Source organism: Microbulbifer sp. CnH-101-G, assembly GCF_052466775.1.
This window is the reverse complement of sequence record NZ_CP174292.1, coordinates 3,381,185-3,396,229: the sequence shown is the minus strand read 5'-3', so window position 1 is coordinate 3,396,229 and position 15,045 is coordinate 3,381,185. Positions and strand designations below refer to the sequence as shown.

At 54.2% G+C, this 15,045-nt stretch carries 14 protein-coding genes; 10 read left to right on the top strand and 4 right to left on the bottom strand.

Annotation, left to right across the window (positions count from 1 at the left end; translation table 11 throughout):
- Positions 1-53: 53 nt before the first annotated feature.
- Positions 54-920, bottom strand: a complete 867-nt coding sequence (locus ACJJID_RS15000) for a LysR family transcriptional regulator (protein WP_444920168.1) — start codon at positions 918-920, stop codon at positions 54-56.
- Between the two features lie 102 nt (positions 921-1,022).
- On the opposite strand from ACJJID_RS15000, the gene ACJJID_RS14995 reads away from it, so the two are divergent.
- On the top strand, positions 1,023-1,610 hold the full coding sequence (locus tag ACJJID_RS14995) for an FMN-dependent NADH-azoreductase (RefSeq protein ID WP_444920167.1): 588 nt from the start codon (positions 1,023-1,025) through the stop codon (positions 1,608-1,610).
- A gap of 242 nt (positions 1,611-1,852) precedes the next feature.
- On the opposite strand, the gene ACJJID_RS14990 is transcribed toward ACJJID_RS14995, so the two are convergent.
- A complete protein-coding gene (locus ACJJID_RS14990; RefSeq protein ID WP_444920166.1) occupies positions 1,853-3,490 on the bottom strand; it encodes an alpha-amylase family glycosyl hydrolase in 1,638 nt (545 codons plus the stop codon).
- 234 nt (positions 3,491-3,724) lie between these two features.
- Positions 3,725-6,439, bottom strand: coding sequence for an HTH-type transcriptional regulator MalT (malT, locus tag ACJJID_RS14985; RefSeq protein WP_444920165.1), 2,715 nt, complete (start codon positions 6,437-6,439; stop codon positions 3,725-3,727).
- A gap of 487 nt (positions 6,440-6,926) precedes the next feature.
- Between malT and ACJJID_RS14980 the strand changes: the two genes are divergently transcribed.
- From ACJJID_RS14980 to ACJJID_RS14940, 9 genes are all read left to right on the top strand, one after another.
- Entirely contained in the window at positions 6,927-7,820 is an 894-nt protein-coding gene (locus tag ACJJID_RS14980) for a hypothetical protein (protein WP_444920164.1), read from the top strand.
- A 43-nt stretch (positions 7,821-7,863) separates the two neighbouring features.
- Positions 7,864-8,514, top strand: a complete 651-nt coding sequence (locus tag ACJJID_RS14975) for an MBL fold metallo-hydrolase (protein ID WP_444882889.1) — start codon at positions 7,864-7,866, stop codon at positions 8,512-8,514.
- Between the two features lie 44 nt (positions 8,515-8,558).
- Positions 8,559-9,170, top strand: coding sequence for a DUF2799 domain-containing protein (locus ACJJID_RS14970; RefSeq protein WP_444920163.1), 612 nt, complete (start codon positions 8,559-8,561; stop codon positions 9,168-9,170).
- A 77-nt stretch (positions 9,171-9,247) separates the two neighbouring features.
- The gene (locus tag ACJJID_RS14965; protein ID WP_152455066.1) at positions 9,248-9,679 is read left to right on the top strand and encodes a hotdog fold thioesterase; all 432 of its coding nucleotides are present in this window, start codon (positions 9,248-9,250) and stop codon (positions 9,677-9,679) included.
- Positions 9,680-9,709: 30 nt separating this feature from the next.
- Entirely contained in the window at positions 9,710-10,417 is a 708-nt protein-coding gene (locus ACJJID_RS14960; protein WP_444920162.1) for a M48 family metallopeptidase, read from the top strand.
- Between the two features lie 55 nt (positions 10,418-10,472).
- Complete coding sequence (gene rlmD, locus ACJJID_RS14955) at positions 10,473-11,837, top strand: 23S rRNA (uracil(1939)-C(5))-methyltransferase RlmD (protein ID WP_444920161.1); 1,365 nt, start codon at positions 10,473-10,475, stop codon at positions 11,835-11,837.
- A gap of 72 nt (positions 11,838-11,909) precedes the next feature.
- On the top strand, positions 11,910-12,365 hold the full coding sequence (locus tag ACJJID_RS14950) for a DUF2750 domain-containing protein (protein ID WP_444920160.1): 456 nt from the start codon (positions 11,910-11,912) through the stop codon (positions 12,363-12,365).
- Positions 12,366-12,419: 54 nt separating this feature from the next.
- Entirely contained in the window at positions 12,420-12,803 is a 384-nt protein-coding gene (locus ACJJID_RS14945) for a VOC family protein (protein WP_444920159.1), read from the top strand.
- A 14-nt stretch (positions 12,804-12,817) separates the two neighbouring features.
- Positions 12,818-13,747, top strand: a complete 930-nt coding sequence (locus tag ACJJID_RS14940; RefSeq protein ID WP_444920158.1) for an SDR family oxidoreductase — start codon at positions 12,818-12,820, stop codon at positions 13,745-13,747.
- 128 nt (positions 13,748-13,875) lie between these two features.
- On the opposite strand, the gene mnmH is transcribed toward ACJJID_RS14940, so the two are convergent.
- Positions 13,876-14,967 (bottom strand): tRNA 2-selenouridine(34) synthase MnmH, encoded by a 1,092-nt coding sequence (gene mnmH, locus ACJJID_RS14935; protein ID WP_444920157.1) that lies wholly within the window; start codon positions 14,965-14,967, stop codon positions 13,876-13,878.
- Between the last annotated feature and the right edge of the window lie 78 nt (positions 14,968-15,045).

Below are 15,045 nucleotides of genomic sequence, written 5' to 3'. Positions count from 1 at the left end.
ATAGGCTGTGATCTGATGGATACCGGTAGCTAATAATTTTCACCTTGATCAGCTTAAAGATAGCCTTTTTTAAAGGTGTCCAGACTGAAGTCCCAAAAGGCTTTAACGCGTGCTGAATTGCGCATTTGAGGATGAGAAAGTAACCAGAAATGACTTTGAAACTCTTTAAGCTCGAATACTTTCTTTAGTTTGTAAGGTTGCACCATTTTTTGGTCCCCTTCGGGCAAAATGGCAAAACCCAGCTTTGCATTGGCTGCACCTGCCGCCGCCATTACCGAATTACAGTAAATTACTTTGCGACTATTCTTAAATGTTTTTTCACTCCAGCGACCAATCGGTAAACTTAAGCCGCGATAACCAATAATGTTTTGCTGCTTAATTTCATCCAGTGTCATTGGACCGCTAACCAAGTCTGGATGGGCAAAAATATGCCAGTTGATATCAAAGAGCTTCTTGGCAATGAGGTTATCCGGAGCGCTAGGTGATCCACGAAAGGCAATGTCCGCCTCCCTCTTCTCCAGTGATAGATGTTCCGCCGAGTCTATGAGTTCAAATTCCACTTTGGGGTGGTGTAGGCGAAAGGCGGCACAGAGTTTTGGAACCACCTCATAAGAGTAAGAGCCAATTGAGGTAATACGGATAATGCCTTCCATTTCCAGGTTTTTAATGCCGGTATTCAATGCAATGGCATTGATATTCTCGGCGGCTTTTCTGGCGTGTTCTAAAGCCGCATTCCCTTCGTCTGTGAGGAAATAGCCCTGCCTGTCTGCCACGAAAAGCTGGCAGCCAAGATCTTTTTCCAAGGCCTGTAGACGCCTCCAGGCGGTGGAATGGTTTACCGCCAAGGCTTTGGCTGCACTCTGTAGGGAACCGTGATCTGCCACGGCTATCAGGTATCGAAGATCGTTCCAGTCCATCATTTTGCATTTATGCAATTATAGATTGCATAAATTGATAATTTAGTTGCTAATTTGCAGAGATTATAGTCTCCGCATCATTGATGTTCACTAGCTGGAGAGACTATGAGTCACAAAATTCTTGCCGTTTATACCTCTGCCTTAGGGGACCATTCGACTTCCAGGTCACTGGCCAAGCACTGGCTGTCACGACAGGCTGACACTGAAGTCACCGAGTTGGATTTAAGTATTAACCCGGTTCCGCATTTGAGCGGTGAAATGGTAAGTGCTTTCTTCACCCCTGAGGAACAGAAAAGTGCAGCCCAGAAAGCGCTAACGGAGTTTTCGAACAATCTTATTGAACAGGTAAAAAATGCAGATACGGTACTGATTGCAGCACCCATGTATAACTTTGGTAGCCCATCTACTCTGAAAGCTTGGTTTGATCACTTAGCGCGGGCCGGAGTGACTTTTACGTACACAGAAAATGGGCCAGAGGGTTTGATTAGAGATACCAAAGTGGTCTTGGTCACGACATCTGGGGGTTTCTATAAAGATTCTGTTATTGATTTTCATGTGCCCTACATCAAGCATTTTCTCTCATTTATTGGCATTGACGATGTCACGGTCATTTATGCCGAAGGGCTGAATATGGGGGATGACCACAAAGAGACTGCCTTAACTCAGGCTAAGGTAGCTCTGGAAGCAATCTGATCTATGAGGCGCACAGCAAAGTAAGTAGGGCAAAGTAAGTAGAGCAAAGTGAAAAAAGCCGGCTTTGGGCCGGCGGAGAAGCAGACGTCGAAAGGATAAATGACGTTGCAGAGAGACAGAAAAACCAACTTATAGCCCTGGGAGAGGTATTGAAGTTTTTCTGAAATTGGCAGCCGGTGGTTGTTGCCACCAGCTGGTAAATTTTTTGACGGGCTGTTAAAGCCTGAAATTAATTCCTGAAATTAATTATTGTTTCGCAATATACCGGCGCTAGCGGCGGGCAAAACCAGCGTGTTTTCTCTCAGCTCCATTGCAAACAGGCCTGGAGTAATATCCTCGGCCCCAAAAAACTCTTGTGGCAGAGCGTAGCTTTCCTCAGTGGCGCCCAGGTTCAGGGCGACCAGGTACACTTCCTGTTCTGCGCGGCGCACGAATACCAATAAATCATTGCCGGTATCAAGCACTTCCTGTTGTGCGGTTGCCAGACTTTGGGGCAGTTGCCGGTGCCATTTGATCAATGCACGGAACTGGTTGAGCATAGAGTGCTGGCTGTCTTGCTGCAGATTCACGGCTAAGTTCCGGTGACTCTGGGAGATCGGTAACCAGGGCTTCCCGCTGGTGAAGCCGGCTTGATCAGCGCTATCGGTCCAGGGCATAGGCGTGCGGCAGCCATCGCGACCTTTGAACTCGGGCCAAAGGTTAATACCGTAGGGGTCCACCAAATCCTCAAAGGCGATATCCGCTTCCGCCAGACCCAGTTCTTCCCCCTGATACAGGCATACGCTACCGCGCAGGGCAAGTTGCATCAGTAGGAACAGGGGCGCGCGCTTTTGCGCCAGCTCCGGACTAAGGCCGCGGTTCCAGCGGGTGATAGAGCGCGGCACATCGTGATTGCTAATGGACCAGCAGGGCCATCCTTTTTCAATTACCGCGCGGTTCTTTTCCAGGGTTTCGCGCAGGAATTGCGCGCTGCAATCCTCGGTTAATAAATCGAAGGAATAGGCCATATGTAGGCGCTGTTCCGTGGTGTAGTCCGCCATGATTTTATGGGTATTATCGTCACCCACTTCGCCCACGGTAACGGTGCCTGGGTATTGATCCATCAGCTGGCGCACACGCTGTAAAAACACCAGGTTTTCTGGCTGGGATTTGTCGTTCTTGTGCCATTGGTAATCGTAGTGATTGACCGGCGGCAGTCCTTTTTGGTCCAGCTTAAGCGGGCGCGGAGGATTATCGCTGAGGGCCTGTTGGTGGAAGATGAAATTCACCGCATCCAGGCGGAAACCATCCACACCGCGATCCAGCCAGAATTTCATATCCGCCAGCAACTGCGCCTGCACCTCGGGGTTGTGCACATTGAGATCCGGCTGCTCTTTGAGGAAGTTGGCTAGGTAGTATTGGCGGCGGCGGGTACACCAACGCCAGGAGCCACCACCAAAAACAGATACCCAATTATTGGGCGGGTTGCCATCGGCTTTAGGGTCCTGCCACACATACCAGTCGGCTTTGGGGTTGTCGCGGCTGCAGCGGCTCTCCTCGAACCAGGGGTGCTGATCTGAGGTGTGGCTCAAAATCTGATCGATAATAACTTTCAGGCCGCGGGCATGGGCGGCCTCAATTAAACGGTCAAAATCCTGCAGATTGCCGAAAATCGGGTCCACATCGCGGTAGTCCGCCACGTCATAGCCAAAATCCACCATGGGGGATTTAAAGAATGGGGATATCCAAATAGCGTCCACACCGAGGGATTTCACGTAATCCAGCTTCTGGGTGATACCTGGCAGGTCGCCGATACCATCGCCGTTGGCGTCGCAGAAACTGCGGGGGTAAATCTGGTAAATAACGCTGTTGCGCCACCACTCGGTGCTGTTGCCGCTCATGGATTACTGCCTTGTCTCATTATTCGAAGGGTGGGGCGGGCCCACTCAGGAAAGGATAGGGTGAGTATGGCGAAGGGCGGAGCCGCGTTCCTCCTCCCCATAGAGGGGGGGAGGGGCTGACCGGGGGGATTTAGAGCAGGAGTAACAAGTTTCGGGAACTGCTCAAATAGAGATGTGGAGAAATCCTGCAGTGGGGTTTTGCGCACATCCCTGTGCCCCGACTCGCAGTTATTCCTATGGGCGGTCCTGCACCGAGCGCAGCATTTGTTCGGCCAGGGTAATCGCTTCCTGGCGGTCTTTGACATCCAGCTTTTGGTAGAGGCTGCGGATATGGGTTTTGATGGTACTCGGTGCCACTTTGAAGTGCCTGGCGATACGCTCGTTCGAAAGGCCTGAATGAATAGCGTTTAAAACCTGCCACTCCCTTGGAGTGAGTGGTGAGTGACGCAGAAAATCCGGTACCGCGTCGCTGGCGAGAATCTCGCGAATAATAGTGTCGTCCAGCTCAATACGAATGCCACCGTCCAACTCCGGCTGTTGCTGGGCGAGTTTGATCAGCCCTTGGGCCTTGTCGGTGGATGCCTCATCCAAGCCCCGTTCCAGCGCAGCCTTGAGAATCACAATCAGGGGTTTGCCAATCTGTAGAAAGCTGGCGCGAAATCCTCTACCTGCGGCCAGCAGTAGCGCCTCGCTAATGGCTTCCACGGCTTCACCGTGCTGTTCGCGCAGCCACAACAGGTGGGATTCCAGCACACGGTTGCGCAGGCGATCGGTGACTAAATGACACTCTTCCGCGAGCTGTTGCAGGCGGCTGAGCAGGCGATTGGCGTCGGACCAGCGGTGCAGTTCGATCAGTGCGCGCACATGGTTGCGGCCGTGACACTGTTCAAAGTGATTACTGGGCCTGTCCGCAACTGGCGCAGCTTGCTCCAACCAGCTGGCAATGGCTTGTTGGTTGTCCAGGGCGCGCCAGGTGCGAATACGCGCGGCATCGGCATTGGCAACCCAGTCGCGGTGGTAGCGCCCATCTGAGAGTAAGCGGTCGATGCGGGCCAGCCACTCCAGCGACTCCTCTTTTTCTCCGCGCGCCTGGGCGAGTTTCAGCAGCAGCGTGTATTCCGGCAGTAGCCAGTGTTCACCCACTTTGCGGTTGATCTGCATTCCCCGCCGGGCCGAGTGCTCGGCGCTCTCCAAATCCCCCTTTTCCCACTGCAGCTGTCCGAGCAGGCGGCAGACAAACTCAGCGATGGGCAGGGTGGAGAGGTGGTGTTTCTGCACCAGGTTGGACACCTTTTTCTGCAGTGAGGCAGATTTTTGTAGAAGCCCCTGGGCGAAGGCGATCTCACTCTGTTGGCAGATGGCCCAGGCGGCGCTGGGAATATCTCCCTCGGCGATAGCCAGGGCCTCCACCTCCAACATATGGGTCGCGGCGGGCTCTAATGCGCCCAGGCAAAAGCTGGTCTCACCGGTGACAAGCAGTGCCGAAATCCGCTCGCCTAGTTGGTTGGGCTGCAAAAGTCCCAGGGCCTCTTCGGCATACTCTTTGGCCTGCAGGGTCTGGCCGCGGGCGATGGCCACCTGGGCGCGCATGGTGGCGAAGGCCCCTTCAAACTGACGCCATTGCTGTGGGTCCTGCCGCTGCAGCCAGCTCTCGGCGCTGGCGAGCATTTTCTCGCACTGGTCGTATTCAAAATTCTCCCGCGCCATTTTTGCCGAGAGCAGGGTGAAGCGCGCACTTTGCTGCAACGCCTCACTGCCGAGCCATTCCAGGCAATCACGCAACAAGCGCGACTGCCCGCCGCGCAGCAGTATTTCTCCCTGGCTATCGAGCAGCTGACACAGGCGCTCGCGGTCACTGCCAGCGAGGGCATGGCGCAGGGCTTCCACCGGCTGTTCCATTTCCTGCCAGGAATCACAAGCGAGAGCGTGCAGGTGCAACAGCTGCTCTCGATTGGTGAGCTGGCGCTGCAGGAAGCGGGCGAACACCGGGTGAAAGCGGAACCACTGGCGGCTGGAGTCCTGTGCCTGCAGGAAGAGTCCGCGTCGTGCCGCTTCTTCCAGCAGTTGTTGGCCATCGTTGCGGCCACTCAAGCGTTCCGCCAGCTGGGCATTGACACGGGTGAGGATCGAGGTGCGAGCGAGTAACTCGCGCAGCTCTGGCTCCAGCCTTTCCAGCACTTCTTCGGCCAGATAGTCGAGGATATGGCTGTGGCCCTGTTCCAGTTCCGTCAAGTAGCGGTCTACTTCTTGGCGATCGCGCACCGACAGAGCGAACAGTTGTACCGCCGGCGGCCAACCCTCGCTCAGGTGGTGCAGTTGTGCGGCGCGGTCGCCATCGAGATTAAATGGCAAGCGCTGCTTCAGCAGACGTGCGATCTCTTCGGTATTCAGGGCCAGTTGATCGCTGCCCAGCTCCAATAGGCGGCCTTGTACACGCAGGGTGGCCAACCCCAGGGGCGGCTGGCTGCGGCTGGTGAGAAGGACCCCGACGCCTGGAGGTGCGTGGCGCAACAGGAAGCGAGTGATGCTATGCACCGCCTGGTTGTCGATATGGTGGTAGTCGTCGAGCACTATGCGCAGTTCGCTGGGTAAGCTGCGCAGTTCACCCAGCAGATGACTGATGAGGGTTGTTGGATCTGGGCTTTGTGGCGCCGCCAATAAGCGACAGGTTTGCGGTACGCCTTTGCCGGTAGCGCGATGCACGCTTTCTACCAGATAGCGACAAAACTGGCTCGGTTCATTGTCGCTGGCATCGAGGGTATACCAGGCCATTGGATTTTCCTGCGCCGAGGCCCAGGAAGTGACCAGCGTGGTTTTACCGTAGCCCGCCGGTGCCGTCACAAGCAGCAGCTGGTCGCTGTGGCTGTCGTCGAGCAGTGCCAGTAAGCGCGGGCGCACCAGGGTATGCTCGGGGCAGTCCGGCAGGCTGTATTTGGAAGTTAAAAGCATCGCTGCGGGCAGGATTGTTTTAAATGTCTGATTTTTATACAGGGATATTATGCACTAGCGGAGCGCTTTTGTGACAGATTTGCGCCGAGGATAGGACGACTTGCTGGATTCTCTTTGGCTAATACTAGAAGTGGCTTTGCTTATGACGGTATATTGATCGGCGGATCCAATCAGTCTTACCGATCCAGCCCAAAGAGACAAAATAATCAGAAAGAGATCCTGCGGCCAGTTTTTGGCTTGCGGTGTCCGGTGCCAGGAACACATCCCTGTGTTCACCTAGACCGGCGTAGAGCTACCCGACAGCGTTATCTGCTTTCCCGGCTGACATTCGTTGCCGTAATACACAAACGTTTGTACGCAGTGGGGGATTCTTGGATCACTGGATTATGAAAAAACAGAGTTATTTTCGAAAAAAATTTGGTGAATAACTGATGCCGTCAGGGAAGTAGATGCGGCTGCGACAACAATAATAAAAAAAGAGGGAGTTATGGCCGATATTGTGGTTTTGGCAGCGCCGGCTATAGGTGACGCACACAGGAGTTGTGTAAAGCCGTTGTTTTCCATGCTCAGGGAAACCCTGGGTGAAGACTGGTCGCGCCTTCATTGTGATACTTTTCCTACTGTGGAAACACTGCCAGGTAATACCCAGCGAGTATTTGAGGATATGCGCAAATGCGAGGTGGATGGTCTGCGCGCGCGCAAATTCTTGCTCAACGCCCTTGCTGAGAACTCGGCGCAATTGGGGGATATTTATAGCCGTGGTGGTCTCTACGAGAGAACCCAGACAGCCATTTATCGAACCTTACAGAAGGCTGCAGCCGCCGCTGGCGATTGCGCTCCGGTGTTGCTTATCAGTCATTCGGCCAGCTGTATTAGCTTGTCCAACTATTTGTGGGATGCCCAGCGGCCCAGTGTAAACCACGGTGTCTGGCGCGATGGCGGGCCAGCCGAGGTGCGCAAGGGCTCCGCACGGGAACGCTTTTTGCGCCTGAAAACGCTCAGCCATTGGTATACCCTCGGGGCCGGCACGCCGCTGTGGTTTGGGGCCAAGCAGCGGGATCAGATCCAGGCGGTGGCTACGGCCTCCCGTGGGTATCAATTCCGCTGGAAAAATTTCTATCATCCGAATGACCTGCTCGGCTGGCCCCTAAAGCCTCTCAGCCCCAGTTACAACCAAGCGGTATTTCGGGATTACGCGACAAGGCCACTGTCCGATCCAGACGATGCCCTGGCCGGTCCACAGCTACTGCCACCGGAGGATTACTGGCGCAATGCATTGGTGTGGGAGCAGCTCAGCAAGGACCTGAGCACTCTTCTGCAAAACACTAAGCCGAAGGCAGGCGCATCCGCACAGCGATCTCGGCGGGCAGTCGCGGTATAATTGCGGCACTAGCTACTACTCCCGAATAAGGATGGGTTTTACCATGTCGCTGCAATTTCACTCGGTCCCGGTCACTCCTTTTCAGCAGAATTGCACCCTGCTCTGGTGCGAAGATAGCAAGCGTGCCGCAGTGGTGGATCCGGGTGGCGACCTCGATAAAATTCTGGCGGCGGCGCAAGAGCGCGGGCTCAACATTGAGAAAATCCTGCTTACCCACGGTCACCTGGATCACGTGGGTGGCACTGCGGCGCTCTCTAAACAATTACAGTTGCCGGTTGAGGGCCCCCATGAGGGCGATGGTTTCTGGATCGAGCAGTTGCCGGTGCAGGCGCAGATGTTCGGTTTTCCCTCAGTGGAGGTATTCACTCCCGATCGCTGGTTGCAGCAGGGCGATACCGTAACTGTCGGCGACCAGGAACTGGAAGTGCATCACTGCCCAGGCCACACCCCAGGGCATGTGATCTTCTTCCATCGCCCGAGCAAGCTGGCACTGGTAGGCGATGTGTTGTTTGCCGGTTCTATCGGCCGTACCGATTTTCCCCAGGGGGATCACGACACCTTGATCCGCTCGATTACCGAGCGCTTGTGGCCGCTGGGCGATGATGTGCGCTTTGTACCCGGTCACGGCCCCATGTCTACTTTTGGCCAGGAGCGTCAGACCAACCCGTTCGTCGCCGATAAACGTTTCGGCTAATTGGTGGAAATGGCAAAACAATAATCCATCGGGAGCCCCTTCCCATGCCTGTAAAGCTGAGTGTTTTCCTGTTGATTCTGGCCACTGCTATTAGTGGTTGCGCTGTTATTTCCGAGACGGATTGCCGTAGTGGGCTCTGGTATGAGCGAGGCCTACATGACGGCGCTCGCGGGCGTTCCCAGGCGCTGGTGCATGATATCGCCAAGGAATGCCAAAGTTACGAAATCTATGTGGACAGTGAGGCCTGGTTGCGGGGCCACGAAGAAGGCGTGGAACAATTTTGTACCGCTGAGAATGGCTATGCTCAGGGGCGCCAGGGGCGAAAATATGAGGGCGTATGCACCGGTCCCACCGCGGATATTTTTTTGCAGAATTACCAGCGTGGCCTCGCCCACTATCGCGTAGCACAGCAGTATCGCGATTTATTGTGGCGCCGGGATAATTTAGAGCGAGAACTTTACTCCCTGCATCACGCCCTCAGGCACAGCGATAGTGACAACCAGAGGCGTGCGCTCTATTTCCAGCACAGCCGGCTCGAATGGGAGTTGCGCATGTTGGATTTAGAACTACACCGCTACGGGCTTTTCGGCCCAGACTATTTCACACCGGGTTTTTATCCGCGCGGCTTTTTTTCATCTGGTTTTTTTTACTGGTGAATTTAGTGGGTTGATATGGCTAGTCAATTCAGCCATTTCCCCCGGTCCCAGTTTGGATTTTCAAGAGAGTTATTCCCATGGCAATTTGGCACGTTACTCCCACCCTGGAAGAGATTAACCGGGGCACCGCCCAGTGTATGCCCGGTTATCTGGGCCTGGAGATTACCGCAATCGGTGAGGATTACCTGGAGGGCAAGCTGCCGGTGGATCATCGCACTCGCCAGCCGTTCGGTATTCTACATGGCGGTGCCAACGTGGTGTTGGCGGAAACCCTGGGATCTATCGGTGCCAATCTGTTGGTGGATACCAGTAAGTTTTACTGCGTTGGCCAGGAGATTAATGCCAATCATCTGCGTCCTGTGCCGGAAGGTGAAGTTACTGGCCGGGCCAAGCCGGTACATATCGGGCGCACTAGCCAAGTATGGGAAATCCTGATTTACGCCCCCAATGGCAAGCTGAGTTGTATTTCCCGGATTACCATGGCGGTTGTGGCTCATGCCGCTGGGTAAATTTCGTCGAGTTTTATTGGGGCGATTTTTATGAGTGAAGTGCGGGAATATTTTTTTGAGGATATTCCCTACCGCTTGGTGCGTTCGGCAAGGCGCAAGCGCCTAGGGCTGGTGTTGGCGCAATCCGGCGTGGAGGTGCGTATTCCACAGCGCTGCGCCGCCCGCCACGGCCATCAGTTTTTACAGGAAAATATCCAGTGGGTACGCGCCCAATTGCTCGCTGCCAACCAGCGTGCGGCACAGGTGCCACAATATCGGTTTGAGTTTGGTGAGCACTTTCCCTGGCTGGGTAAAATGCGCCCCTTGGAGCGCGCGTCTAATCGAGGTGGTGCGGCAATCACCGAAGAGGCCATTCGTCTCTACACCTTAGTGCCCGCACCTACACCGAAGCAATTACAGGGAGCTCTACAGCGCCTCTACCAGCGCGAGGCGTTGGCCCTGTTAACAGAAAAGTCCCAGCGCTTGGCCGAACAATTGGACTTGCAGTTTTCCATACTGCGAATTCGCCGCACCAAGAGTAAGTGGGGGCACTGTAGTATTCGTGGAGAGTTGCAATACAACTGGTTGGTGTGCCTGGCCCCCGAACCAGTGGTGGATTATCTGGTGGCCCATGAGGTCAGCCATTTGCGTCACCATAATCACGGTCGCGATTTTTGGCTGCTGGTGCAGAGTGTTTGCCCCCGCTATAAAGAGCTGCGCCGCTGGCTGCGCGATAACGGCCACCGCCTCACGGTATAGAATTTACCGACAGGTCCCATTGATTTCAGTTGTTTTGATTATTCAGTAATTTCCTATGAGTAGAAAACCGCGTTTTATCACTCCGCGCAAAACGGTAAAAAAACCTTTGCCCACCCAGGCAGAAGCCTGTGTGGAAAAATTCAGCCACGATATGCGCGGTCTTGCCCGTGTGGGTAAAAAAACAGTATTTATCGATAACGCCCTGCCTGGTGAAGAGGTGCATTTTCGTTATAGCGCTCATCGCGCTCGCTTCGATGAAGGTGTTGCCAGTGAGATAATTCAGGCTTCGCCACTGCGCTGTGCACCACGCTGTCCTCATGTGTCCCTGTGCGGGGGGTGCTCCCTGCAACACCTGCAGGACGATGCGCAAATTGTCGAAAAACAAAAAATATTGTTGGATCAGCTGGCTCGTTTTGGTGGTATTGAACCCGAGGAAATTTTGCCTCCCCTGCTGGCCGAACCTTACGGCTATCGGCGCAAGGCACGTATCGGTATTCGACTGGTGAAATCGGCAAAAGGCAAAAAACTCGTTTTTGGTTTTCGCGAAAAGCGCAGCAACGATTTGACCGATATCGATGAGTGCCATGTTTTGCACCCTTCTATCGCTCAACATATTCCCGCGTTAAAGCAATTGGTGGCGGAGAGCGAGGGACGCACGCACTTTTCCCAGTTGGAAGTGGCGGTCGGTGATGATGTGGCGGCCTTGGTATTGCGCCACCTACAGCCCTTGTCGAAAGGGGATCGGCAGCGCTGGCTGGGCTTCGCCAAATCAACAGGTATACACATGTATATACAACCTGGTGATGCGGCTTCGATGCAGCTTCTGTGGCCAGAAAATGGTGAGAATTACCTCAGTTACCGTCTGCCGGAATTTGACCTGAGCCTGCACTTCCAGCCGATGGATTTCTTCCAGGTGAATTTCGAGGTCAACCGGCAGATGGTGAGCCGTGCTGTGCAGTTACTGGACCCGCAACCCGGCGAGCGGGTGTTGGATCTTTTCTGCGGATTGGGAAATTTCACCCTGCCACTGGCGCGACGCGCCGGGGAGGTTATCGGTATCGAGGGTGTTGGCGCTCTCACCCAAAGAGGCAAGGAAAATGCCGCATTGAACGGGCTGAACAACGTGCGCTTTCACACTGCCGACCTGAATGAGGAAATGGTGAAAAAGGCCTGGGCCAGCGGTGGCTTCGATAAAATTTTGTTGGACCCTCCGCGCGATGGCGCCTTGCAGGCGGTGCGTGGTATCGCCCGTTTCAAGGCGCAGAAAATTGTTTACGTGTCCTGTAACCCGGCGACTCTGGCGCGGGATGCCGGGGAATTGGTTCAGCTGGGTTACCGTCTTAAGCAGGCCTGTGTCATGGATATGTTTCCGCAAACGTCCCATGTGGAATCTATGGCGGTATTTGAGCTGGATTCCTAAAGTCATTTATTCAATTTTATTCCGTCCCTGTATGTCATTTAAAAAGTCCTGGGGGATGGAAGTAAAGCAGTTTTGCCTGATGCCAGAGCCGTGGCCTTTGCGTTGGTGCGGGGGGCAAACTGGCGTAAACTGCTGGCAAACTTATTAAGCGAAGATGTTATGCAAAGCGAACCCTTAACTGACGATTTTGAAGAAAACTGCGCACGCTTTTTACCGGAGGCCGCTGAACAGGGCTGCGTCTGGGCGCTGCAGGGGGAAGAGGGCTTTGCGTTGTGCGAATCCGAAAAGCGCCCACAGACCGAGGTGATGCCCTTTTGGTCCCAGCGGGAATTTGCCCAGGCACACTGTGAGGGCGATTGGGCGGATTACCAGGCGGTAGCTATCGATCTGGAAGAATTTATGGATGACTGGCTCACCGGTATGCACGAGGATGTACTGCTGGTGGGGCTGAACTGGAACGATGAGCTGGACGGTGTGGAGCTGGAACCCATCGACCTGCTGGAGCAACTGGAGCAGGAGCTGCAATAAGCTGCGCCATAGTGCCCCACCCAGCGGATAAAAATTAAACAACAGGGTGTCTCAATGGAGCAGTTTCTCGGCTTGCATACAGTTATTTACGGTGTAACAGATATTGCGGAGGCCCGCGCCTGGTATTCGCAGCTGCTGCAGAAGGAGCCCTATTTCGATAGCGACTGCTATGTGGGTTTCCATCTCGGCCATTGTGAACTGGGCCTGAATCCTGATGCGCGCAGCGCGATCAGCCGTGCGGACGGGGTGATCGCCTACTGGGCGGTTGCGGATATGGCCGCGCAAGTCGAGCGTCTTGGAGCCATGGGTGCGCGACAACACAGCGATGTGGTGGATGTTGGCGAGGGCGTACTGATGGCGAGTTTTCTCGATCCTTACGGCAATATTATTGGCCTGATTGAGCAACCTCAGGTCGTGTCGGAGGGTTCGAACCAGTAAACGGAGCAGTCCCCGTGAACAAACCGCCAGTATCCAGTTTCCGAAAATCTCCCGATAGCTTTGCCGCAGAGAGCCTTGTGCAAATTGGCCGGGGCTATGTGGCGCCCGACAGAGTCGCACTGATTACCGGCTGTTCCAGTGGTATTGGCCGCGAGCTGGCCCTGGCTTTGCACCGCCGCGGTACAATCGTTATCGCCACCGCGCGGCGCCCGGAAAGCCTGCAGGAATTGGCAGATCTGGGGATCGCCACCGAAGCTCTGGATGTTAATAGCCAGGCAGATATTAACCGGGTGCTACACGCTCTCAAGGCCGCTTATGGTCGTCTGGATATATTGATCAACAACGCCGGTTACGGGCAGATGGGCCCGCTGATGGAGCTGGATACCCGCTCCCTGGAAAATCAGTTTCGCACCAATGTATTTGCCCCACTGGCACTGGCGCGCGCCAGTGTGCCGTTGATGCGCTCGGGCAAGGGGGCTGTAATTTGTAATATCGGTTCCGTATCCGGTGTTTTGGCTACTCCTTTCTCCGGAGCTTACTGCGCTTCCAAAGCGGCCTTGCACACGCTCTCGGAAGTCTTGCGCCTGGAACTAAAACCTTTTGGGATTCGCGTTATGACGGTACAACCTGGGGCTATTGCCTCAGAGTTCGGCCGCCACGCGGAAGTATCACTGCGTGGTCTCTTGCCCCCAGATTCAATGTATAAGCGTCAGGAAGAGGTGGTACGCGCACGCGCGCAGGAATCTCAACAGAATGCCACCCTGGCCAGTTCCCTGGCGCGTAAGTTAGTACGTGAAATTCTACGCAAACGGCCGCGCACACTGGTGCGTATCGGCAATCGCAGCCGCCTGTTGCCCTGGCTTGCGCGCTGGTTACCGCATAAATTGCGAGACTGGATTTTATTGCGTCGCTTTAAGTTGCACCGCTTGGCCCACAAGGTTTAATTAATTTTTATAGGCCGCTTGGTCGTAGCTTCAGTTTTACCTCTTGGACAAGCAATTTTTACAGCGCAATGCGCCACGGCAAAATACCGACTTAGTTTTAAGAATTACTAACTGAAATTTAATAGTTACTAACTAGCAGTTGCACTCGCTTGTTGCAGCCATTCATTCACTTCAGAGAAACTTCCGCGAAACAGGATGGTGCTGTCGCGCTTTTCCATCAAGTAGTTGTAACTGCCATCGTAATATTCCCGCAACAGTGTCATAACGAGCGGGATATAGATCTCACTGTTACCGCTGTGCTGTAACTCCCGGTTGGCATCGGCCAGTTGTGCATCCAACATCTGATAGCGCAATCCACCGAGACGTTTACGAATTTTACTCAGGCTGTTACGCAGGTCTTCCCCCAGGGCAACCGCGGGTTTTTCTGTAGCTTTAAAGCGCGGCAGGGACTCGCTCACATAACTGCACACAATACGCCGAGCCCGCTGTTCCAGAGGTTCTTCCACCAGGACTCTGGGAGCTTTTTTCATGGCACTTTGCAGTATCGGGGGCAGGGCACAGCGGCCAATAAGTCGGCTTTCATCTTCGATAAAAACGGGTCCGGCTGCTTGGGAAAGTTTGAGTAAATCGATGCTTACTTGGTTTTCAAAATCGATTTGAGATGGTTGTTCACAACCAATGCTGCCAAAACTGGAGCCGCGGTGTCGGGCAATTCCCTCCAGATCGAGTGCACGTTTACTGCCCTGGATCAGTTCTGTCTTGCCACTGCCAGTATGACCGGCAATTACGACTAGCGGCAGCTTTTGGCTGAGGTTGTCCAGCTCGTTGAGTAGGTAAGTGCGCACGGCTTTGTAGCCACCTTCAATCAATGGGTAATCACTTCCCATCTCCCGCAATAATTTTTGTGTAGTGCGCGAGCGCAGGCCGCCGCGAAAACAGTAGAGATAACCTTGGGGGTGGCGATGTATAAATGCAGTCCAATTTTGCAGCCTTTGCTCAACCACTTCCGGAGTGGCCAGCTTCCAGCCCAAATCGATAGCCGCTTGCTGACCCTGTTGCTTGTACTCGGTACCTATCAACTCACGCTGCTGGTCATCCAATAGCGGATGATTTTCCGCACAGGGGAAGGCTCCACGTTGGAATTCCACCGGCGCACGCACATCCAGTAGAGGAATATCGTTGAGAAAAAGGCCCCGGTAATTCGCAGTATTGTGCCGCAATGAGAGTCTCCACAAATTCTGAAGCGGTGAGAGTAAAGTACCCAGACCTGTCCATTGCAGGTTTGGTCCTCAAATTGT

Bases quoted from the DNA above. Each gene is read 5' to 3' on its own strand.
- rlmD (WP_444920161.1), top strand. From the start codon at position 10,473: ATGAGTAGAAAACCGCGTTTTATCACTCCGCGCAAAACGGTAAAAAAA.
- ACJJID_RS14970 (WP_444920163.1), top strand. From the start codon at position 8,559: ATGCCTGTAAAGCTGAGTGTTTTCCTGTTGATTCTGGCCACTGCTATT.
- ACJJID_RS14990 (WP_444920166.1), bottom strand. From the start codon at position 3,490: ATGAGCGGCAACAGCACCGAGTGGTGGCGCAACAGCGTTATTTACCAG.
- ACJJID_RS14960 (WP_444920162.1), top strand. From the start codon at position 9,710: ATGAGTGAAGTGCGGGAATATTTTTTTGAGGATATTCCCTACCGCTTG.
- ACJJID_RS14995 (WP_444920167.1), top strand. From the start codon at position 1,023: ATGAGTCACAAAATTCTTGCCGTTTATACCTCTGCCTTAGGGGACCAT.
- ACJJID_RS14980 (WP_444920164.1), top strand. From the start codon at position 6,927: ATGGCCGATATTGTGGTTTTGGCAGCGCCGGCTATAGGTGACGCACAC.
- ACJJID_RS15000 (WP_444920168.1), bottom strand. From the start codon at position 920: ATGATGGACTGGAACGATCTTCGATACCTGATAGCCGTGGCAGATCAC.
- malT (WP_444920165.1), bottom strand. From the start codon at position 6,439: ATGCTTTTAACTTCCAAATACAGCCTGCCGGACTGCCCCGAGCATACC.
- ACJJID_RS14965 (WP_152455066.1), top strand. From the start codon at position 9,248: ATGGCAATTTGGCACGTTACTCCCACCCTGGAAGAGATTAACCGGGGC.
- ACJJID_RS14975 (WP_444882889.1), top strand. From the start codon at position 7,864: ATGTCGCTGCAATTTCACTCGGTCCCGGTCACTCCTTTTCAGCAGAAT.
- ACJJID_RS14945 (WP_444920159.1), top strand. From the start codon at position 12,420: ATGGAGCAGTTTCTCGGCTTGCATACAGTTATTTACGGTGTAACAGAT.